The organism is Variovorax saccharolyticus, from assembly GCF_030316765.1.
In the GTDB taxonomy this organism is placed as follows: domain Bacteria; phylum Pseudomonadota; class Gammaproteobacteria; order Burkholderiales; family Burkholderiaceae_C; genus Variovorax; species Variovorax saccharolyticus.
In genome coordinates this window covers 1-22,042 of record NZ_JASZYT010000009.1, presented here as the reverse complement: position 1 = coordinate 22,042, position 22,042 = coordinate 1, and the positions used below count along the sequence as shown (strand labels likewise).

The following is a 22,042-nucleotide window of genomic DNA, read 5'->3' as shown; positions in this document are numbered from 1 at the left end:
AGCTGTGACCCCGGTGACGCAGGGCGGGGGCAGGGAGGGGCCAGCTCACTGGCGGCCGGCATCGACGCTGGTTGCCGCGCTCCTGAGCTGCCCTCAAGCGTCGGCTCCGCGGGCCCACGCCAGCTGGGCCAGCACGAGGCGTAGCTCGGGCAGCCTCGGCGGCTTGCTGAGGACCCGGTCCACGCTGGACGGGATGTCGCTGTCGGCGATCAGCCGCTGGCCCCAGCCTGTCAGCATGATCACCGGCGTGGAGGGGCTCAGCTGCTTGACGGCCCCCGCGACTTGGCGGCCATCCGTGTGCGGCATGCCCAGGTCGGTGATCACCAGGTCGAACGCATCCGGGGTCGCGTGCGCCTGCCGGAAGGCGTCGATGCCTTCCCGGCCGCCGCCGCGGGAAATGACATGGTGGCCATCGCCCGCGAGCACGTCGTGCAGAGACGTGAGGACGATCGGATCGTCGTCGACGATCAGGATGCGCAGACGGGGGGCCCGAGCGGGCGCCGCCGCCCCGGGGGCGCCGAGCGCCGCGGGCGACTCCGTCGGCATGGGGAAGCTCAGGCGCACGGTCGTGCCGCGCCCGGGCGTGCTGGCGATCTGCAGGTCGGCTCCGTGCCGTTGGGCGAAGCCGTAGACCATGGCAAGGCCGAGTCCGGTGCCGCGCTGGCCCTTGGTCGTGAAGAAAGGTTCGCGGCAGCGGCGCAAGGTGTCTTCGTCCATGCCGAGGCCGGTGTCGCCCACCTCGAGATGGACCAGGGTCGTCGCCGGCCCCTTCGCTGAAGCCGCAGTGAACTCGCTGAAGGTGCGCAGGGTCAGCTCCCCGCCTTCCGGCATGGCATCCACCGCATTGAAGATCAGGTTGGTGAGCGCTTCCCGAACCTCGCTCTCGATGCCACGGATGTCGGGCAATCCTTCCTCAAACACCCGGTCCAGGCGGATGACGATACCGTTGCGCTGCGGCATATCGCTCCAGCGCGCGCGGGTCATCTCAGCCACCTGGTCGGCCAGCAGGTTCAGCCGCAGCCGCGCCACGCTCAGCTGCGGCTCGCGTTGCTGGTAGAACTCGCGCAGGCGCGCCACAGTCGCCGCCACGTCGTCGATCGAGCGGGCGATGGTCCGCAGATGGCCGCGCCCTTTCGCGCTGAGGCCTGTCTCGTCCTCGATCAAGGTCTCGACGTACAGCAGCACGGGCGAGATCGCGTTGTTGATGTCGTGTGCGATGCCGCTCGCCATCTCGCCGAGCGCGCGCAGGCGCTCCTGCTGCATGACGGCCTGCTGGGTTTGGCGCAGCTCGTCGTAGGCGAGCTGCAGCGCGCCATACAGGCGGGCCTGCTGGACGGCGAGCCCGACATGGGCGCTGAGCTGGCGCAAGAACTCGCATTCGCCGCTGCTCACGGAACGGGCACGCCGGCGGGCGGTAACCAGCAGGCCGAACACGCGGCTCTCCGAGCGCAGCGGCGCCATCACCAGCGAACGGAGCCCGACGGCCGCCAAGCGCGCCGGAAACGCGAACGGGCTGTCCGAGATGTCGGGCTCGTGGACCAGCTCGCCCTGGAGGCAGCGGGACAGCCCATTGGCGTCGATGTCGATCGTCGAGTGGCCGGAGAGTCCCAGTTCGGCAGCCAGGCCTTCGCTGTCCGGGCCGATGCACGCGACCCGCAGGATGGACGCGGCGGGGTCATGCTCGCACACGCAGCAGAAATCCATCGGCAGCCGGGCCTCGACGCTTGCCAGCACGACCTGGTAGATACTCTGCATCTCCTGGCGTTGCCCCACCGCCGACGTGATCTGGTCGAGGAGGTTCAGCCGCTCCAGCTGCGCATGCAGTCGTGCCTGCGCGCGGTTGCGCTCGGTGACGTCGAAGAAGGAGAACAGCATCTCCTCGTCGATCCGGATGCGGGAGATCACCAGGTCGCGCGGGGTTCCATCCTTGCACATGACCCGCCGTTCAAACGGGACGTCAGCTCCCAGGTTGCCGGCGATGGTGGCGGCGCGCCATTCGCTTTGCAGCGCTGCCTGCTCTCTGTCCGGATAGGCCAGGGGCCACCAGGCGTCCATCGTCGGTACGTCCGCCTTCGTGTAGCCGAGCACTTCGATGAATCTCGCGTTCAGGCTTGTCACGGTCCCGTCCTCGCCGACCAGCGCCAAGGGCATGGGCGCTTCGTCGAACAGCCGTCGAAAGCGGGCCTCGCTGATCCGCAACGTGGCCTCCGTCGCGGCACGCTGCCTTGCCGCCTCGTCCAGCAGGCGTCGGACTTGCGCGAACTCGGCCATGTCGCGGGACGAGGCTTCCAGGTGCAGCGTCTGCCCGATCGAGGTGATGAGCGGACCGATGCGACGGCTGGCGCGCTTGCCGCCGAGGAAACCGGCAAGCGTCGCGCCGGCAATGGCGACCAGGAGCACGGCGGCCGCACCCAGCAGGGACTCGCGGTCATCGCCGCTGGGAATCTCGATCGCGACGGACCACAGCGACAGTGCGGACTGCGCGACGAATTGCTCACTGTCGCTATCGCCGGCGGCCATGTCCCCCCGATGCCCCGACGAGCGCGCGATCAGGTTGCCCTGCCCGTCGCGCAGGGCGGCTGTCCAACCGGGCGGCAGTGCCACCTTGTCGAGCTCGCTGCGAAAGCGTGCCGACTCGAAAGTCGTGATCAGGAGAAAGTTCGTTCCCGCTGGACGAAGCACCGGCACGGTGATGGCAACCAGGGGCTGGTTGATCACCGGGCCCTGGAAGATGTCGCCCACGGCCGGTCGACCGGTCTCGAGTGCCAGCGGCGCCGACTTGCGCCCTTTGGGCTGAGGCAGTGGCGGCAAGGTCGTGCCGAACGGCACGCGGGTATTCCAGAGCATTGCCATGCTGCGGTCGCCGAAGATCACTTGGCAGTCGAAGATCTGGCGGAAGCGTTGCGCTTCGGCATAGAGCTCCCTCCAGCGCGTGGGGTCGTCGACCAGGGGCGATGTTCCCAGGAACTGCAGCGCGATGATGCGGGCGTTGAGCTCGCTGTCGACCAGCCCCATGATCGTCTGGGACAGCTTTGTCGCCTCGGCGTCGCGCTCCGAACGAAGATCGCGCACGCGATCGACGGCCAGGTAGGCGGCGAGCAGGATGAGCGGCCCCATGCAGAGCCAGATCAGGCCAGTGATGTACGAGCGCAGGGAGACCGTCGTGGCCTCGTCCGCGCGGACGGCCGGCGCCGGCGTCGAGGCGGCGGCGTCATTCATCGCACGAGCGCGCGTGCCTGCATCTTCCGCGGTGCGATCCCCGGATGGCCACGGGGCAATTCGCGCGGGCCACAGTTGAAACCTGGCCGGCCGCCGCGCCCGCCGTCAATGCACGGTCTCGACCGGCACGCCGAACACGTAGCCGGCGCCGCGTTCGGTGAGGATGTACTTGTGCTCCTGGCTATCGTCTTCCAGCTTGCGGCGCAGCCGCATGATCTGCGTGTTGACCGACCGGTTGAAGACGTCGTCGCCATGCAGCCGGGAGAGGTCCAGCAACTGGTCCCGCCTGAGCGTCCGATGCGGGGCCCCGAGCAGCACGACCAGGAGGCTGAATTCCCCGTTGCTCAGGGATACGGTTTCACCGGCCCGGTTCTTCAGGCGCCGCGTGTTGAGGTTGAGCTCCCAACCGTCGAAGCGGTAGGCGCGGATTCCTTCCGGTCGGCCCTGCTGGAGTTCCGGCTGGCGGCGGCGCAGCACCGCGCGAATCCGCGCCAGCAACTCGCGCGGGCCGAATGGCTTGGTCAGGTAGTCGTCGGCGCCCATCTCCAGGCCCATGACCCGATCGGCCACATCGTCGCGAGCCGTGAGCATGACGATGGGAATCGCCGACTCGTCGCGCAACCGGCGCGCGAGGGCCAATCCGTCTTCCGTTTGCAGCTTTACGTCCAGCACCACGAGGTCGACGACCTCGCGGGCGAGGATCTCCCGCATCTCCCCCCCGTCGGCAACGGTCGTGACGCGCAGATCATGCCCGCGCAGGTAGTCGCCAACGGCTTCGCGAATCGACGGGTCGTCGTCGACTGCCAGCACGTGCGGCAATGCCGCTGGGGATTCACTGGGCAGAAAGTTCATGGTGCTTCCGGGGGCCTGCTCGATCCTTCAAGTTTGACTTTGAAGTCGAGGCAGGCGAAGACAGCCCAGGTCACAGGTGTGACTTAACATGCCGGGGCGAGGAAAAGTCTGTGACCAAGTCCCGAAAAACCGATGTCGAACTCAGCATTCACCAGACCTGCGAAGCCTGGCGGCTCATGTGCCGCGACGCGCCCGGGCGACGGGTCAGCCGCACCGCCGGCGTCGACTACATTTTCAGCGGCCTGCCGGTCGCCTTCTTCAACCTCGTGGTGCTGACGCAGCCGTCGATTTCGGCGGCGGCATTGCGATCGTTCGGCGAGGAAGTGCGAGCCTGGACCGTGGACATCACCGACCCGTGGTCCTTCATGGTCACGAACGAGGCGCTCGAGCCGGGCGTCGATGCCGCCGCGATTCTCGGCGAGTGCGGGCTGGTGCCGGCGTTTCCGCTCACCGGCATGGTCGCCACGGAGGTGGCACCGCTCGCCGCCGCCCCGGCGGGTCTGCGCCTCACCGTGCCCGCGGACGACCCCGGGTGCGCGTCGGTGGTGGACATCAATTCGGCGGCGCACGAGATGGATTTCGGTCCGGCCAAGGCGATGCTGGGCCGGCAGGCGTTCTGGAACGATCAGTTCCCGGTGCTGGGGACGGTGGACGGGACGCCGGCGAGCAGCACGGCGGTGCTGGCCGTGGACGGCTGCCGCTACGTCGCACTGGTTGCGACGCGGCCGGCCTACCGGCGCCGGGGCTACGCCGAGGCGGTGATGCGCCAGGCTCTCGAGAACGCCGCCGCGGCGATGGGGCCACTCCCGAGCGTCCTGCACGCCACTGAAGCGGGCCGCCCGATCTACGAGCGCATGGGCTACACGGCGATCGCGTCGCACACGCTGTTCATGGACGCCATGTTGCTCGCCGGTCACTGAACGCGGCCCGCTTGAAGAGCTCGAGTTGATCCTGACGACACTTGATTTTTCATTCGTGTTTCAATTCACGCGTCGAGAGTCACGTCTGATATGGAAAGCTTATGGCATCGTCTTCCTCCGTCCGCCCGGCAGGCGATCTGGCGCTGATCAAGCGCCTCCAACTCGAGCTCGCGGGCGAGCGGGCGTTTCAGGCGCTTGTTGATCTCGCCGGTGACAGGCTGCGCGAACTGCTGTCGGCCGACTTGGTCGGCATCGCGTTGCTGGAGTCGGACCGGCTGCTGTTGAGCGCCCCTTATCTGGTCGAGCACGGGCAACGGTCCTGTCCGGCCCCTTGGACTCCGACGGGCCTGGGCGCGCAAGTTTTGCGTACCGGCAAGGCGCTGGGTGCTGGCACGCACGCCGGGGCGCTGCCGGCGGGCGCGGGACCGCAGCCCGGGTCCATACTGTGCGCGCCCGTCGTTTCCGGGATGGAAACCATCGGGTTCGTCGCGGTCGCGCGCATGCCTGCGCGGGCCTTTCGCCCCCACGATCTGCGGCTCGTGAAGGCCGTCGCCGCCAGCTTGGGCGTTGCACTCGACAAAGCCCGGCCGGCCGGAGACGCACGGGAGTACCGCAAGGGAACCGGGCAGCGCGACGCCGAGCTCGAACTCATCGCGGGCATGCAGCAGGGACTGGACGCGAACCTCAGCCTGGACGCGATCGTCGAGTTGGTCGGAGCGAAGCTGACCGAGGCGTTCGATGCAAACGGAGTGGCCGTCGCCTGGTTCGACGAGGAGAGCATGCAGGTCACGCCGGTCTACGTGTGCGAAAACGGGATCCGGATGCCCGCCATCGCGCCCTTCACGGCACAGCCGACCGAAGCCAACGTGCGCATGTTGCGCGAGCGCGCACCTGTCGTCGTTAACCGGGTCGACCCCGGCAAGCAGGGCGCCGTGCCCGGCACGAAGCTGCCGCGCTCGTACATGCGCACGCCGGTGCTGGCCGGCGAGCGGGTGATCGGCCTTGTCACCATCGACAACTTCGAGCGGGCCGATGCTTTCGGCGACACCGACGTGCGTCTCCTGCGCGTGGTCGCCGGTGTGATGGGCGTCGCGCTGCAGACCGCGCGCCTGCGGGACGAGACCGATCGCTTGCAGGAGATGGTGCGGCGCCGGAGCGCAGAACTGGCCCTGGTGAGCAAGATCCAGCAAGCGATGGCGAAGGAGCCGGAAATCGAAGCCATCACCCGCTTCGTCGGCGACAGCTTGTGGGAAGGGCTGGGCGTGCCCTTGTTGCACATCTGGTGGTGGAATCAAGATCAAGATCAAGATCAAGATCTGGACCAGATTCGCCTGGCCTATTGGAACTTCGGCGGGGAGTACGGGAATCCGGGAATGGGGTACCCGGTGTCCGACATGGGGCCGTGTGCGCCCATGGTGCTGGTGGAGCAAAAGTCGTTCGTAGCCAGCAACTGGGCGGAGCACGAAGCGCTCGGCCTCACGTGCATGCCCGGCACCGTGCGCAGTCGCACGGTTGCCGCGGCGCCGATCGTCGGCCTGCAGCGTGTCCTGGGTCTAGTGATCGCTGAAGACGACGAGCGCGAATATGCCATCGACGCATCGGCCCTGCGCACGATGGAGATCGTGGGCGCCCTGCTGGGTGGCGCACTGGAGAGCGCGCGGCTGCGGGACCCAGGGTGGCGTCCGACTAGCTCGCCCGGCTCCTCGGCCACGGCCTTCTAGTCGGCGCCCGGCGCACTCGGTCCCGCCGGCAGCGCGATCAGGAACGTCGTGCCCGGCCCCTGGTTGGCTTCAGCCCACAGCCGGCCGCCATGTTTCTCGATGATGGAGCGGCTCACCGACAAGCCGATGCCCATGCCCGAGTTCTTCGTCGTGTAGAAGGCCTCGAAGATCTTTTCGAAGGATTCCGGGGCGACCCCGGTCCCCGCATCCTGGACGCTCAGGGAGACGAAACTGTCATCTTGCCGCTCTGTCGCGATGGTCAGCCGGCGTGGCCGGTCGTGCACGCCTTCCATGGCCTGCGCGGCGTTGCGCACCAGGTTCAGGATCACCTGCTGGAACTGCACCCTGTCGCCTCTGACGGGGCTCAAATCGTACGAGAACAGGGTCTGCACGATCGCTCCGGTGCGCTGGAGCTCGCCGCGCGACAGCGCGACCACTTCCCGCGCAGCGTCGTTCAGGTCCACCAGTTCGGTGCAGGAGTCCTTCTTCTTCGTGAACAGCGCACGCAAGCGCAGCAGCACTTCGGCCGCCCGGGTCCCGTCCCGCAGCGTACGCCTTGCCGTCTCGCGCGCCCCCTTGACGTCTGGAGGAGTTGCATCGAGCATCTCCAGCCCCATGGTGGCATTGGTAATGACGCTGGTCAGCGGCTGGTTGACTTCGTGCGCAATGGAGGCCGACAACTCGGCGATCGCCGCCGTCTGCGTGGCGACGTCCAGCCGGTGCCTGGCGGCCCGCAACGCGTCTTCCATCACCCGGCTGTCATGAATATCGATGCCTACGGCATACCAGCCGGTGATTTTTCCGGATTCGTCCCGCATCGGGTCCACCCGCTCGTGGATCCACCGGTAGGTACCGTCGGCGCGGCGCAGGCGGTGCGTGCTCTCCAGGGGCTCGCCGGTCTCAAGCGAGCGGAGGCGTTTTCTGAGCCAGGTGTCCCAGTCTTCTGGGTGGACCGAGGCGATTCGAAGACGATGTCGGCGGAAGCTGTCGGTGCTGGCGCTGAGCCCGGCTTCAATAGGTGGGGTATTGACGTAATCGAGTAGGCGCTGGTTGACGTAGTCAAGCTGTCCGTCGGGTGTCCAGCGCGCGACCAGCGCCGGGATCATTTCCACCAGCAGGCGAAAACCCTGCTCGCTGCGACGCAGCGCCTCTTCTACCTTGCGCTGGTCGTCGACGTCGCTGAGCAAGCCGTACCAGCGCACGATCGCGCCGCTGTCGTCCCGGTACGGCGCGACCCGCACATGAAGCCACCGGTACGTCCCGTCGGCGCGCTTCAGGCGGTGTTCCAGCTCCATGGTCTCGCCCGTCCGCACGGACCGAAGCCACTCGGCATTGACCCAATCCTGCTCGTCGGAATGGAGCTGCGAGACGAAGCCGAGGCCGCGCAGGACGCTCGGCGGGGCACTCGGCCGTGTCACGCCCCAACTGCTGGTGTAGATGTTTTCGCCATTCGCGTTGGCGATCGTGATCGAGGCGGGAATCCGGTCGATCAGATCTTGCTCACTCTGCGCCGCCGCATCCCCGGAACGCTTGATGTCGTCGATGTCGGTGGCGATTCCGAACCACTTCACGATCTTCCCCGACCGGTCGACCCGGGGGGAAGCGCGAAACTGGAACCACCGGAACGCGCCGTCGAACCTGCGAACCCGGGCCTGCGTATCGCAAGCCGTCCCGGCTTCGATCGCGGCGTTCAGGCGTCCTAACAGGCTGGGCCGGTCGGCGGGATGGATCGTCGCTTCCCACCCGGCGCCGAGGTCGGCGTCGGCAGGCAACCCCGTGTATTCCGCCCAATGCCGGTTTTGGAAGTCGACACGGCCATCGGAACCGGCCGTCCAGACCAGCGCCGGCAGGCCGTGTACCAGTTCACTGAGGTCGGCATCCGTCCCGCCGGCGGATCCTGCCCGCGCCCTTGCCCTCGTACGAACGGGTGCGACCAACAGCCAAGCTCCTTCGCATTTGAGACCATTCTGGTCATCGGCTCCTCGAATTGTAGAGTGACTGCCGGGGCCGCGCCGGCCGTTTCATTTGCCGCCGGATGCCGCTGGATGCCGCAAGTCGCGGCAAGTTACAGATGTGATGCATGCGGCCCAGGGTGCAACGGAGTTGACGCCGGCAGTTGTAATCCTTGCGCATGCCAAGCCATCAACGAGGATTACCATGAGCGACGACCAAGAGATTGCCGTCTTTGGCCCTTATCGTCTCAGCGCATCGTCGAGGTTCTTGCAGCGTGGAGAGGAACCAGTCGCTCTGGGAGGCCGGGCGATGGACCTTCTCATCGCACTCGTGGAACGTGTGGGCGAAGTGGTCTCGCGGCGTGAACTCATGCGACGCGCGTGGCCTGACCTTGTCGTGGAGGAGGCGAATCTCAGAGTCCACATCGGAAGCTTGCGCAAGGCACTGGGTGAGGGCGAAAGCGGCGACCGATACGTTGCGAACGTGGCTGGTCGCGGTTACTGCTTCGTCATGCCGGTCCGCCGTCTGAGCAGCGCAGTGGATTCGCTCTCTGCGGCGTCTGTCGTGCCGCCATCTCCACCGAACGGCCTGCCGAACCGACTTGCCCGGATGGTAGGCCGTGATGGCGTGGTGGAAATGTTGTCGAGCCTGCTTCAGGCGCGCCGATTCGTGAGCCTCGTCGGCGTTGGGGGCGTAGGCAAGACGACGGTCGCGGTGTCCGTTGCCCACGAGATGCTCAGCCGCTTCGATGGCGGCGTGTACTTCGTTGACCTGAGCGTGATCGATGACGCTTCGCTTGTTGCTGATGCGGTTTGCGCTGCTGTCGGCGCGACTGCAGGTTTGCAGGATCCGATGCTCAGCCTCCGCGCGCGCCTCGGCGGTAGAAAGTCCCTCCTTGCCTTGGACAATTGCGAGCGTCACATCGATTCGATCGCATTGCTGGTGGAGCACCTGCATGCCGCACTTCCGGGACTGCACATCCTTGTCACAAGCCGAGAATCCCTTCGGATCGAGGGCGAGCACGTTTACCTGCTGCCTCCGCTTGAAACGCCGCCTCTCGGGCCGGGGCTCACAGCCGAGCTCGCTCTTGAGTCACCCGCCGTGCAGCTGTTCATCGACAGAGCCGAGGCCGGAGGTTTTCACGCTGGCTTGCTGGATCAAGATGCACCGACCGTCGCTTGGTTGTGTGACAGGCTCGACGGCATTCCATTGGCGCTTGAATTGGCAGGCGGTTGCGTTGGAACGTACGGTGTTCAAGGAACCGCAAGTCTTCTGGACAATCGGTTCAAGCTTCTGTGGCGCGGTCGCCGAAGCGCGCCTTTACGGCATCAAACATTGCACGCCATGGTGGACTGGAGCTACAACCTTCTGACGTCATTGGAGCGCCGAGTATTCACGAGGCTTTCGGTCTTTGCGGGACATTTCACACTTGAAGACGCACAAGCGGTAGTTTGCGATGACGCTACGTCTTCTTCGGCCGTGGCCAGCACCATCGCGAGCTTGGTCGACAAATCTCTGGTCTCCATTCTGGTTTCTACAGATACAGTCGTCTTCCGCCTGCTCGAGACGACCCGCGTCCACGCTGCAGGAAAGTTGCTGGATAGCGGTGAGCTGAGTCTCGTTGCGCGCCGCTACACCGTTCATGGTTCGCGAGCAGGCACATCGCTCTCGGCGGCTACCGCAAAGCAGCGAATTCGAGATGACTTCGAAACTCCTGCATCCATGCAAAGGCATGATGCGTTTGCACTGGCGCGCGGAATCAAGCTGATTGCGGTAAATGCCGTCGATGCAGAGACCAGGAAGACTTGCGCTGCGCGAAATCGCACCGCGCCGACGATGCGCGACCTGCATGTGAGCTAGGGAAACGCTGATCCATGAGCCGCACACGCTGAGATCGGTGCCGACGACTCCGACGCGCCTTACGGCAGTAGAAGGCCCCTTGTCGCGAGCTCTTCTTTCTTCCGGGATCGATGACTCCATCTGAAATCTCTGGCGGGTGGCCTGAAACGAAATCGAAATGGCGAGCGGGGAACATTGGCGCAGAGAGACCGGTCCCCTGGTCTCCCGCCGAGCCGCCGGCGTAACACTCGGAGTTTCATCATGAAGAAGATCCTTGCCGCCCTCTCCGCCGCAGCCTTGGCCGCCTGCGCGCCCATCGGGCCCAGCATGTTGGGTCATCGCGACGAGCCCAATCAGGCCAGTCGCACCATCGTCATCACGCCTGCAACAAAGTACGTCAATGTTGCTGACGGCGAGGTAGTGACCTTCCGCTCGAACGACACGGCATTCACTTGGTACATCGACGGACCGCAAGGGCTCTACTCGTTTCAGCTGAACACCATTGCGCCAAGCGGAACGCTCGACCACGCAGTGACGGTCTACGTTGCGCCCAATCCCTTGTATGAATAGCCCAAAGCCATACGCTCGTCCCGGCGTGAACGGTTCAGCGTTTTTCTGGGGGACACGCGAAGCCGCTAAGCTTGGGCTCCATGAAATCCCCGTCGCCTGCCCATCCGAAGTCTCAATCCGCGCCGATAGCGCGTTCCGGCGCGACGCCCGGGGCGGGGAAGCAGGCTGGGCAGGGGCAAGAAGGTGGTGCCCCGATCTCGGCCGTGCTGGCGCGCATCGAGAGCATGTGGAGTTCGCTCGGTCCCGTCGGCCAGCGGATCGCAGCCTTCATCGTGCAGAACCCGAAGGAGGTGGTGCACATGTCGGTCAGTGAAGTGGCCGAGCGAACGGGCTCGAGCGAAGGCAGCATCGTCGGCCTGTGCAAGAACCTTGGCGCCACCGGGTTCCAGCAGATCAAGATCGCCCTCGCGCAGGAACTGGTGCGCCCCGTGCAGCTTATCCACGAGGACCTGGAGCCCAGCGACTCGGTCGAGACCACGGTGCGCAAGATCTTCCACAGCAACGTGCAGACGCTGCACGACACCCAGGGAGCGCTCGACGTCAAGGCGATGGAGCAGGCAGTGCGTCTTCTGCGCCAGGCGAAGCGGATCGAGATCTACGGCATCGGCAGCGCGGCCACGATCGCGGAGGATGCGCACTACCGCATGCTGCGCATCGGACTCAATGCCAAGGTGGTGGTGGATTCGCATGTGCAGGCGATCAGCGCTTCGCTGGTCGGCCCGGAGGTCGCGGTGCTCACGGTCTCGCATTCGGGCAGCACGCACGAGACCGTGCTGGCCACCCGGCTGGCCAAGGAGGCTGGCGCGTCCACTATTTGCATCACGAATTTCGGCAAGTCGCCGATACAGGCCTTCTGCGATGTGCTGCTGTTCACCATGGCGCGCGAGACCAGCTTTCGCACGGAGGCCATGACCAGCCGGCTCGCGCAACTCGCGATCATCGATGCGCTGATCGCGTGCCTCGCGCTCAGCGACTACGAGACCTCGGTCAGCACGCTGCGCAAGACCTTCGACGTGCTCTCGCTCAAGCGGTACTGAGTCGGGCGCGGTAGCGACCGGTCGAGCCGCGCGAGCAGTTCGGGCAGTGTGGCTGCGTCAGCCTCAGGCCTCGGACCCACGAGCAGCGCGCGAAGGCCGAAGGCGGTGGCGCCCCGCAGGTCGGTGGCAGGGTTGTCGCCGATCACCAAGGTGTTGGCGCGCGTCGCCGTGCGGCCGAGCCGGCGCATGCCCTCCTCGAAAAGCCGCGGCCCGGGCTTGCCGATCACCGCCAGCGGCGCCGTGCCGCTCGCCGCCACCAAAGCTGCCAGCAGGGCCCCTGTTTCGGGCACAAGGCTGCCGTCCGGGCCCGGATGGTTGTCGTCGCCGTTCGTGGCAATCAGGCGCGCACCGCACCGCAGCTCGTTGGCCATGAGCGCGAGCCGCGCGCGGTTGAAGTGCGGGTCCAGAGCGAGAACGACCAGGTCGGCATCGGCGCGCACCAGCGCGCAGCCTTGGTCGAGCGCATGGCGCCGCAGCGCCGCGCTGCCGGCCAGCAGGATGCGAGCATCGGTATGCGCGTGGCGCAGATGCGCGATCGTGACCTCGCCGGCAAGAACCAACTGCGCGGCTTCGACGTCGAGGCCCATGCGCGCGAGCCGGCGCGTCACGCCTTGGGCGGTGTGCGTGGAGTTGTTCGAAACGATCACGCAACGCCCGCGATAGCGCGCGAGCAGTTCGGCGGCGCCGGGCAGCGCCTCGTCTTCGCGGATCAGCGTGCCATCGAGATCGAGGATCAGGTGCTGCGGGATCGGGTCCACATCGAGGGCAACGGAGGCGGCATCTGCAGCGACGACATTGGGACCGCATCGTTCGTCCGGGTGGCCCTGGAGGCTCGGAGGCCCGGCATCGGCCGGGGCATTGGCGGCCCTCTGGCCGGAAAGGGAGAAGTCTTCGGTGATCGTCATGGGAAAGGCGAAAAGCGCTCGGGTCCGTGGATGCGGCTGCGATTGTATTGAGCTTGTCTCAGTGTACGTAAGAAAATAAATGAGCTTGTTTCATTCTCCTGTCATGACCGCTTCCTAAAGTGCTTGCATCGGCCCGCTGCCGCGTCCGCGGTGGCGCTCGAAAAGCCCTCATTCCCTGGAAGCACCCATGAAGAAACTGCTCTCCATCGCGGCCACCACGCTCGCGATGCTGTTGTCCACCGTTATCCACCCGGCCAGGGCGCAAGGCGTTGCCGACGGCTCGCGCGAGCATCCGCTGCGCGTGCTGCTCATTCCGGCTGACGGCGGAACCGAGTCGGGCACCAAGGCCGACTACGCACCGGTGTTCAACGCGATCTCGCGCACCACCGGGCTGCAGTTCGACCTGAAGGTCGGCCAGTCCTACGGCGCCGTGGTCGAGGGGATGTGCAACCAACTCGCCGACATCGCCTTCTTCGGGCCGGTCGCCTACGTGCAGGCCCACAAGCGCGGCTGCGCCCAGTTGCTGGCCGTCGGCGTGGAGAAGGGTGAATCGATCTACTACGCGGGCATGTTCACCAAGGCCGACGCGCCTGTCGCCACCGTCAAGGAGATCAAGGGCAAGCGCATGGCCTTCGGCGACGTCAACTCCGCGTCGAGCTTCACCTTCCAGATCGCGATGCTGCTGGATGCCGGGCTCGACCCCGTGCGCGACCTTGCAGCGATCCGTTTGACCGGCAGCCACGCCAACAGCCTCGCGGCACTCACGCAAGGTCAGGTAGACGTCGCCGCGCTGTCCTTCGACTCCTACGAGAAGGCCGTGGAGCTCGGTGCGGTCGATCCGAAGACCATCAAGGTGATCGCCAAGAGCATCCCGATTCCGTACCCACCGCTCGCGCTCAACTCGAAGCTGCCCGAGCCGCTGAAGGCGCGACTCAAGGACGCGTTCGCGACCGTGCACAAGGCTCCTGGCGTCACGCCCGAGATGATCCGTGGCTACGGCGGCAAGAAGGTGGATGCCTTCGACACCCGCTTCTCCGAAGAAGAGTTCAATGTCGCGGCGGAGAAGCTCTCGCTGCTGACCGACGAACTCAAGGGCCGGATCCTCAAGAAGGCGGCTGAGCGTTGAACTCCATGCTCTCCCCTTCGATGCTGCGTTTCGACTCGGTCGCCATGCGCTACCCCGACGGCACAGCCGCTCTTGATGGCGTTTCGCTGCAGCTGCCGCGCGGCCAGTTCTGCGTGGTGCTCGGCGCGTCGGGCGCCGGCAAGTCAACCCTGCTGCGCATGGCCAATGGGCTGGTCACGCCGACCAGCGGCGCGGTGCACGTCGAGGACCGGCGCCTTTCGCCCGCCGCGCTGTCGGCGATCCGCCCGCGCATCGGCATGATCCACCAGCAGTTCAACCTCGTGCTGCGGGCGAGCGTCGCTACCAACGTGCTTAGCGGCGCACTGCCGGGCCTGCCGTGGTGGCGCGCGGTCGCGGGCCTGTTTCCCGAACCCGTACAGCGCAAGGCCTGCATGCTGGTCGCGGCCGTCGGGCTCGAGGAGCAGCACCTGCGCCGCCGCGCGAGCGAGCTCTCTGGCGGCCAGCAGCAGCGCGTGGGCATTGCGCGCGCCTTCATGCTCGACCCGCCGCTGGTGCTGGCCGACGAGCCCGTCGCCAGCCTCGATCCACAGGCCAGCCACGACGTGCTCGCGCTGCTGCGCCAGCAGGCCCGCGACCGCGGCGCCACGGTCCTGTGCAGCTTGCATCAGGTTGAACTCGCCCGCGCCTTCGCCGACCGCATCGTCGCGCTGCGGCATGGCCGGGTGGTGTTCGACGGCCCCGCGCAAGACTTCGATTCGCGCGCGGCCCATGCGGTTTACGCAGCGGGCGGCGTGCCGCGCGCGCCTGAGGCTGGGCCGGCCGCGGACGGCAAGGTGTCTGGCCGCAGCGCAACGACCCAAGCGCCCGAAGCCGTGCTGGAGGTTGCGTGATGACAGACCTCTTTGCCGGCGAGGCACCGAATTCCCGCCCGCCATCGGCCTGGCGGATCGAAAGCCGCATCGGGGCGCGCCAGATCGCAGTCGTGTTGTTGGTGTTCCTCGCGCTGTTCGTGACGGGGCAGCGCGTGGAGATCGGTCGGATGGTCTCGCTGACCAGCGAAGGCCTCCTTGCCACGCTCGGCTGGCGCGAGCATTCGCAAGTCTCGGCCGGCCTTGCGAGTCTGGGGCGCCAACTGTTTCCAGTGCAACTCTCGGAACACACCGAGGTATCGCGCATCGAGAACTTCGACCGGGACCATCTGCCCTGGCTGTCGCGACTGGAAGTCGACACGGTACACGAGCAGCGCCTCAACCCGCGCACGCTGCAGATGGAGGACCATGTCGCACAGCGCGAAGTGCTGATCGAACCGCTGGGCTATCTCTGGCACGTGGCCGCGAAGATGGTCGAGACGATCGAGATCGCGGTGTGGGCCACGCTGCTCGGCATGCTGTTGAGTTTTCCGCTGGCCTGGCTCAGTGCGCGCAACTACAGCCCCAACCGCGCCTGCTATGCCCTGGCTCGCGCCTTGGTCAGCCTGCTGCGCGCGGTGCCCGAACTGGTTAGCGCGCTCTTCCTCGTGCTCGCCTACGGCTTCGGCCCGATCGCCGGCGTGCTTGCGCTTGCGCTCCACGGCGCGGGCTTCCTCGGCAAGTTCTACGCCGAGGACATCGAGACCGCCGACGCGCGGCCGCAAGAGGCGCTGCGCGCCATCGGCGCCAGCCAGTTGCTCGTGATGCGCTACGCAGTGCTGCCGCAGGTCATGCCGCAATTCATCGGCTATACGCTGTATGTGCTGGACCGCAATGTGCGCATGGCCACCGTGGTGGGCCTGGTCGGCGCTGGGGGCATCGGCCAAGAGCTCAAGGGCCGCTACGACATGTACAACTACGCGCATGTCGGGACCATCCTGATCGCGATTTTCCTCACCGTCTTCGTGCTCGACCAGCTCTCGGCGCGATGGCGAAGACGCCATGCCTGAAGCGCCGATCCCGCCGATCCGCTAGGCGTACGCCCTTCTTCCTTCACTCGTACCTTCCGTGCCTCGCGGTGTCCCACGTCGCAGGGCGGGGTGCTGCACGCGCGTTCGGCCATCGCTCCGCACTGTCTACCCATGTTCATTTCCGCTCACCCCTCACCTACCGATCGCCTAGGAAGAATCCCCATGAAATCCGTCATTTCGCTGCGCGGCCTCGCGGCCACTCTGGTCATCGCCACCCTGGCCGCCTGTGGCGGCGGCGGTGGCGCAGGCGGAGGCTTCGCCGTGCTGCCCACCACGCCCACCGCGCCCGGCGCACAGAACCCAGCACCCACCGCGCCGCAGACGGCCGAGACCCCGGTGCTCAGCTGCGCGCCTTGATCGCGGGGCAAGTCGCCCGCGTTTCCTTGCCTTGCCTTCCTTTCTCTTCAAGCCACAGAACACCCATGACGAACTCCCTTCCCCGCCGTGAATTCCTGCGCAAATCCGCTGGCACGCTGGGTGCCGCCTCGGCACTGACAATGCTGCCGCTGTCGATCCGGCGCGCGCTCGCCGCCAATGCCGTGGTCGAGACCGGCACCATCCAGGACATCAAGCACATCGTGATCCTGATGCAGGAGAACCGTAGCTTCGACCACTACTTCGGCACCCTGCGCGGCGTGCGCGGCTTTGGGGACCGGTTCCCGATTCCGCTGGCCAGCGGCAAGTCGGTGTATTTCCAGCCCAATCCCAACGGCGGCGCTGAAATCCAGCCTTTCCGGCGCAACTCCAGGGTCAGCAACGCCCTTATCGGATCCGGCACGCCGCACAATTTTCCCGATCAGCAGGCGGCGTGGAACCAGGGAAAGATGGATCGATGGATTCAGTTCAAGAACCAGGCGACGATGGGCTACTTCCTGCGCGACGACATTCCGTTCCAGTTCGCCCTGGCCGATGCCTTCACGATCTGCGACGGCTACCACTGTTCCATCCTCACCGGCACTGACCCGAATCGCATCGTGTTCTGGTCAGGTTCCAACTTCAACCCGGAACTGCGCAAGAAGGGCATCAACAGCACGGACGCTGACTCCGAACCCGTCAACTCGCGTTGCTGGCCGAGCCCGTCCAGCTGGGTAGCGGGCAGGGCGCAGAAGGCGGACGGGACCGGTCAGGTCGACGCAGGCACGGGTGCCTACAACTACAAGTACGTCAACACCGCCTTCAAATGGGACACCTTGCCGGATGTCCTTCAAAAGGCAAGCATCAGCTGGCACATCTACCAGAACATGAACAACAACTGGACGGGCGCCATGAACGGCTGCCTGGCCTTCGAGAGTTTCCGCACCGCGCAGCCCGGCTCACCGATCTACGAGCACGGTTTGACGGGCGGCCCAGCGGCGGCTGACGGCGCTGTCAATTTCCTCGCCCAGCTCAAGCAAGACGTGATGAACGGCACCCTGCCGCAGGTCTCGTGGGTGCTGCCCACGCAGGCCCTGGCCGAGCATCCTGGCAGCAGCGAGGGCGTTGCCGGTGCCGCTGACTTCGTCTCGGATGTGCTGGACGCGCTGACCTCCAACCCAGTAGTCTGGAGCAAGACGGCGCTGTTCGTGACGTTCGACGAGAACGACGGCTTCTTTGATCATCTGGCAATGCCGGCGGTGCCGTCGTATGACGTCAATGGCAACCTGATGGGCAAGTCCACCGTGCCGCTGGACGGCGAGTATTTCGACGCCTCCGTGGGCAGCTACCTGAGCGCCAACGACACCACCAGCGGCAAGATTCGGCCATGGGGCTTGAGTTCGCGCGTGCCGATGTACGTAGTGTCGCCGTGGAGCAAGGGTGGCTGGGTCAATTCGCAGGTCTTCGACCACACCTCGGTGGGCATGTTCCTCGAGAAACGCTTCGGCATCACGGTGGACGCCATCAGCCCGTGGCATCGCGCGGTCTGCGGCGACCTCACCACCTGCTTCGACTTCGTGACCCCAAACGATCCGGTCGTCCCCAAGTTGCCCGACACAAGCAATTTCCCGGCGATCAACGCGGCGCAACGGCTTCTGTCCACGACCGCCGTGACCACCGCGCCCGCCACGCCACAGCCGCTGTACCAGGAGACCGGCACGCGCCCTTCGCGTGCGCTCCCCTATGAGCTGCACACGAGCGCGCGCACCGAGGGCAGGGGATTGCTGTCGCTGATCTTCAGCAACACCGGCAAGCAGGGCACGGTGTCCCACGTCTACGACAAGCTGCACCTCGACCTCATTCCGCGCCGCTACACGGTGGAAGCCGGCAAGCAGCTTCAGGACTACTGGAACGCCGGCGCGAGCGACAGCGGCAAGTACGACCTGTGGGTCTGCGGCACCAACGGCTATGTGCGCACCTTCAAAGGCGATGCGATCGCCTGGGACACGGCTGACTTCAAGCCGGAGGTGCAGATCTGCTATGAGCCGGCCACGGGCGCGGTTTATCTCAAGGTGCACAACGCCGGGCGCGCAGCCGGTCGCGTGACGGTGCAGGCCAACGCCTACCGCAACGACGGCCTCTGGACGCTCGAGGTCGCCGCGGGCGCGACGGGCCAGCAGCACTGGAACCTCGACGGGAGCGGTCACTGGTATGACTTCACCGTGAGCGCCGAGAACTTCGAGCGCCGCTTCGCCGGCCGCGTCGAGACCGGCAAGCCGAGCGTGAGTGACCCGGCGATGGCACTGCACCTGCAGAAGGCCTGAGCACCGACGACTCGATTCCCCCCCGGAGAACCTCTTGAACTACAACAACAAGCGCCACTGGCGCGGCGCAGCCCTGGCCGGGTTCGCGCTGGTGATCGCGGGCGCCATGGGCGGCGCCCAAGCCCAGCTCGTGTTCGACCCGACCAAGAACAACTTGGGCATCGGCACAAGCACCGCCGACAGCGGTGTCACCGGCACCGGCAACCAGGCCATCGGGTCGAACGCCGGCGACAAGGTCAGCACCAACTGGAACCTCGCGATCGGCGAGGCAGCAGGCACCAATGTCAGCGGCAACAACGCCAACGTCGCGGTCGGCTTCAACGCGGGCCAGAACGTCGTCGGGGGTTGGAACCAGGCGATCGGCCGCAGCGCCGGTCTGAACGTCACGGGCAGCTACAACAATGCCTACGGGTTCTGGGCGGGAGAGGGGGTCACGGGCTCGAACAACTCGGCTTATGGCATCAATGCGGGACGAGCTGTCGCCGGCAGCAACAACCAGGCTTTCGGCACCGGTGCGGGCAGCAACGTCAGCACCAACTGGAACCTGGCCATCGGGGAGGGCGCGGGTTCCAACGTCTCGGGCAAGAACGCCAACCAGGCGATCGGCTACTACGCGGGCACCAACGTCAACGGCGGCTGGAACCAGGCCTTCGGCCGCAGTGCCGGACAGAACGTCACGGGCGACTACAACAACGCGAACGGTTTCTGGGCCGGCACAGACGTTGCGGGGACAGGCAACGAAGCCTACGGGGGCAATGCTGGCCGCAACGTGGTCGGCAACGCCAACCAGGCTTACGGCGGTGATGCGGGCCGAGGCGTGACCGGCAGCAACAACGTATCGATGGGACAGGGCGCGGGCTCAGGAGTAGTGGGTGCGAGCAACATGGCGCTGGGCATGATGGCCGGCGCGGCGGTTGCGGGCAGCAACAACCTGGCCATCGGCTCTGCCGCCGGCGGCGGCGTGCAAGGGAGGCAGAACCAGGCGCTGGGAGACGGCGCCGGCCAGGGGGTGCGCGGCGATGCCAACATCGCGCAAGGCAGCAACGCGGGGCAAGGCGTCTTCGGCAGCCGCAACATCGCGATTGGCAGCGATGCAGGCCTCTATGTCGGCGCGAGTCAGACCGTCTCGATCGGCACCGCTGCGCGGGCCAATTCGAGCAACGCAGTCGCGCTTGGGGCAAATGCCGTGGCGTTGCACGCAGACAGCGTCGCGCTCGGCAGCGGCAGTCAGACCTCGCGCGGCGCGCAGGCCGGCTACGCGGCCGCGGGCCTCGCGGCGCCACAGGTCTCGGCCGGCGAAGTGGCCGTGGGCAATCGCCAAGTGACTGGCGTGGCCGCCGGCAGCGAAGCCACGGACGTCGCCAACGTGGGCCAGGTGCAGGGCATGGTCCAGAGCGGCGTGGGCAGCGCCAATGCGTACACCGACCAGATGTTCCAGCAGGGCGGGATCCCCGGAAAAGCCTACACCGATGCCACCGCGCACGAGTTGCGCCGCGAGATGGACCAGAACCAGCGCCGTGCCTACGGCGGCATCGCTGGCGTTGCCGCGATGGAGGCCGCTCCCTTCGTGGCCGGAAAGACCAGCTATGCGGTCGGTGTCGCCAACTTTCGCAGCGAGAGTGCGACTGGCGTCTCGATCCGTCATACCGGCAAGGACGGCCGATACAGCGTGAGCGCCGGCGTCGCGGTTTCGCCCGGCGGAGCGGTAGGCCGTGTGGCATTGACGGGGGTTTTCGATTGAGCTGAACGAGGAGCGCCGCTTCGCAGCCTTGGTCCCTCGGCTGCCAGATGCTTGCTTGCTTGCCACTCGAGTGGTTCGAGTCCCTCGGTGCCGTTGCCGACGGTGTCGGCCTTGCAGATCAAGTCTTCAGCCGCATGGCTTGCGAGAAGAGCGACTCGACGGTGGCGTCCGGCTCAGGCAGAAGGAGGGCGAGGCGGCCGGGCATGCCGGCAAGGTGCGGCGCCTGCATGTTCTTGCCCTCCACGTCGGTTTGGCGACGGGAGTACCCGGCCGCCGTGCACAAGTGACTTTATTGACATGACGTGAAGCGCAGCTGATCACGGTTGTCATTGTCGTCGGACATTGTGACAAATTGTGTCTCGCAATAGCGTCTTCGCTGCCATTGCCGCCATGGCATGAAGGCTGCACTGTTCACCGACCGAAGCTCGAGGCCATGCACCGTTCAGTCGGACTTCATGACCAGAGGCTCCCACGCCACAACGAAGTACAAGGAAATCTATCTTGGATAAGAAGAACGTCGACGTCGAACAGCTGCGGACGTCGATCGCCCTGGTGGGTGTGTTGGTCATCGTGACGGCCCTGAGCGCCTGCGGCGGTGGTTCGGGATCCGGGGCAGGCGGCGGCATAGCGCCGCTTGCCCTTGGAACCCAGCCTTCCACGTCGCCAGCCGCGGGTGTGGGAAACCCACCCATCGCGCGGCCGACGGACGGTGTTGTCGACGAGCCCAAGAACATTGGCACGGACATCGACGCGCCGAATCCAGTGCCGCCTTCGCCAACCTTGCCCCCGACGCAGCCCATGGCGGTGGACGCGAGCCTGGGCATCACGAGCTTCTATCCGCTGTACGCAGCAGGCTCACCCGTCACCGAGCAGATCCAGTACCGCGAGGCGGACGGAACGCTCGTCACGCTGATGGGGATGCGCCCCACCGAGCGGCATGCGCGCGAGCGAGGCGAAGCCTGGACCGCGCCCGACAGCGGGCCCGGCCGCTATCTCACCTTCCCGTCAGCGTACTTCCAGAACCGCACCTACGGCCTCGAGATTCGCGACCACGTGCCAGCTGGCAAGCAGCTCATCGAGATGGTCCTGATCGTGAATGACGGGACTTTCGACGGCACGACGTTCAGCCTGTTCCGCAACAGCAACGACGAAGGCGTGCGCGACTACGGCTGGTCGCTCAACACGGGCTTCAACAATCCGATGATGGGCGGAAAGCCGATCTGCAAGGCGGGCAGCCGCGATTGCAAGATGGACTTCGATTCCTACTGGGACGTGCCGAAGGGCGAGCCACACCGCGCACTCAAGATGGGCGACGTGATCGAGCTGTCGCCCGCCCAACGCATGGAACGCTATGGCGACGGCATGCACGCCGGTGAACCGGTATCCGACAGCTTGAAGGGCAAGGCGGTGGTGGATGGTGCCGGCAGCCGGTACTACTCATTCGAACAGCTCTACGTCGTCGGCCAGGGTCTCGTCCCGTGGTACGGCGTGGCTCCGCGGTTGAATTCCGCTCCACTGCCGGAAGCGACCCTGCTGGGCGGGTCGACCAGCCTTTCGTACAACTACTCGGAAGAGCCCATG

The 22,042-nt window shown here is 66.2% G+C and carries 15 protein-coding genes and 1 pseudogene; 12 read left to right on the top strand and 4 right to left on the bottom strand.

Annotation, left to right across the window (positions count from 1 at the left end):
• Window positions 1-93: 93 nt before the first annotated feature.
• Both QTI45_RS24815 and QTI45_RS24810 read right to left on the bottom strand, forming a co-directional pair.
• Entirely contained in the window at window positions 94-3,219 is a 3,126-nt protein-coding gene (locus QTI45_RS24815; protein WP_286656174.1) for an ATP-binding protein, read from the bottom strand.
• A 105-nt stretch (window positions 3,220-3,324) separates the two neighbouring features.
• Window positions 3,325-4,071, bottom strand: coding sequence for a response regulator (locus tag QTI45_RS24810; protein ID WP_286656173.1), 747 nt, complete (start codon window positions 4,069-4,071; stop codon window positions 3,325-3,327).
• 110 nt (window positions 4,072-4,181) lie between these two features.
• Between QTI45_RS24810 and QTI45_RS24805 the strand changes: the two genes are divergently transcribed.
• Together QTI45_RS24805 and QTI45_RS24800 are read left to right on the top strand one after the other, a co-directional pair.
• Window positions 4,182-4,991: a GNAT family N-acetyltransferase gene (locus QTI45_RS24805; protein WP_286656172.1), complete on the top strand. Its 810-nt coding sequence runs from the start codon at window positions 4,182-4,184 to the stop codon at window positions 4,989-4,991.
• A 101-nt stretch (window positions 4,992-5,092) separates the two neighbouring features.
• Complete coding sequence (locus QTI45_RS24800) at window positions 5,093-6,712, top strand: GAF domain-containing protein (RefSeq protein WP_286656171.1); 1,620 nt, start codon at window positions 5,093-5,095, stop codon at window positions 6,710-6,712.
• On the opposite strand, the gene QTI45_RS24795 is transcribed toward QTI45_RS24800, so the two are convergent.
• Window positions 6,709-8,649 carry a PAS domain-containing protein gene (locus tag QTI45_RS24795; RefSeq protein WP_286656170.1) on the bottom strand — a complete coding sequence of 647 codons (1,941 nt, stop codon included), beginning with the start codon at window positions 8,647-8,649 and terminating at the stop codon, window positions 6,709-6,711. The two genes, QTI45_RS24800 and QTI45_RS24795, sit on opposite strands and share 4 nt — an antisense overlap.
• Window positions 8,650-8,869: 220 nt before the next feature.
• On the opposite strand from QTI45_RS24795, the gene QTI45_RS24790 reads away from it, so the two are divergent.
• The 3 genes from QTI45_RS24790 to QTI45_RS24780 all read left to right on the top strand — a co-directional run bounded on the left by QTI45_RS24790 (window position 8,870) and on the right by QTI45_RS24780 (window position 12,111).
• The gene (locus QTI45_RS24790) at window positions 8,870-10,525 is read left to right on the top strand and encodes an ATP-binding protein (protein WP_286656169.1); all 1,656 of its coding nucleotides are present in this window, start codon (window positions 8,870-8,872) and stop codon (window positions 10,523-10,525) included.
• A 240-nt stretch (window positions 10,526-10,765) separates the two neighbouring features.
• On the top strand, window positions 10,766-11,074 hold the full coding sequence (locus QTI45_RS24785) for a CzcE family metal-binding protein (protein WP_286656168.1): 309 nt from the start codon (window positions 10,766-10,768) through the stop codon (window positions 11,072-11,074).
• Window positions 11,075-11,277: 203 nt separating this feature from the next.
• Window positions 11,278-12,111 (top strand): MurR/RpiR family transcriptional regulator, encoded by an 834-nt coding sequence (locus QTI45_RS24780; protein ID WP_286369335.1) that lies wholly within the window; start codon window positions 11,278-11,280, stop codon window positions 12,109-12,111.
• On the opposite strand, the gene QTI45_RS24775 is transcribed toward QTI45_RS24780, so the two are convergent.
• Window positions 12,048-13,016: an HAD-IIA family hydrolase gene (locus QTI45_RS24775; protein ID WP_286656167.1), complete on the bottom strand. Its 969-nt coding sequence runs from the start codon at window positions 13,014-13,016 to the stop codon at window positions 12,048-12,050. The genes QTI45_RS24780 and QTI45_RS24775 overlap by 64 nt on opposite strands.
• A gap of 187 nt (window positions 13,017-13,203) precedes the next feature.
• Between QTI45_RS24775 and QTI45_RS24770 the strand changes: the two genes are divergently transcribed.
• The 7 genes and pseudogenes from QTI45_RS24770 to QTI45_RS24740 all read left to right on the top strand — a co-directional run.
• A complete protein-coding gene (locus tag QTI45_RS24770) occupies window positions 13,204-14,142 on the top strand; it encodes a phosphate/phosphite/phosphonate ABC transporter substrate-binding protein (protein ID WP_286656166.1) in 939 nt (312 codons plus the stop codon).
• Between the two features lie 5 nt (window positions 14,143-14,147).
• Window positions 14,148-14,993, top strand: coding sequence for a phosphonate ABC transporter ATP-binding protein (locus QTI45_RS24765; protein WP_286656165.1), 846 nt, complete (start codon window positions 14,148-14,150; stop codon window positions 14,991-14,993).
• Entirely contained in the window at window positions 14,993-16,021 is a 1,029-nt protein-coding gene (gene phnE / locus QTI45_RS24760; RefSeq protein WP_286656164.1) for a phosphonate ABC transporter, permease protein PhnE, read from the top strand. The genes QTI45_RS24765 and phnE overlap by 1 nt, the downstream gene beginning before the upstream one ends.
• A 183-nt stretch (window positions 16,022-16,204) precedes the next feature.
• A complete protein-coding gene (locus tag QTI45_RS24755) occupies window positions 16,205-16,399 on the top strand; it encodes a hypothetical protein (RefSeq protein WP_286656163.1) in 195 nt (64 codons plus the stop codon).
• Window positions 16,400-16,464: 65 nt separating this feature from the next.
• Complete coding sequence (locus tag QTI45_RS24750) at window positions 16,465-18,720, top strand: phosphocholine-specific phospholipase C (RefSeq protein ID WP_286656162.1); 2,256 nt, start codon at window positions 16,465-16,467, stop codon at window positions 18,718-18,720.
• Window positions 18,721-18,754: 34 nt separating this feature from the next.
• Window positions 18,755-20,461 carry a YadA family autotransporter adhesin gene (locus QTI45_RS24745; protein WP_286656161.1) on the top strand — a complete coding sequence of 569 codons (1,707 nt, stop codon included), beginning with the start codon at window positions 18,755-18,757 and terminating at the stop codon, window positions 20,459-20,461.
• Between the two features lie 501 nt (window positions 20,462-20,962).
• A pseudogene (locus QTI45_RS24740) lies at window positions 20,963-22,042 on the top strand (hypothetical protein); the annotation flags it as partial.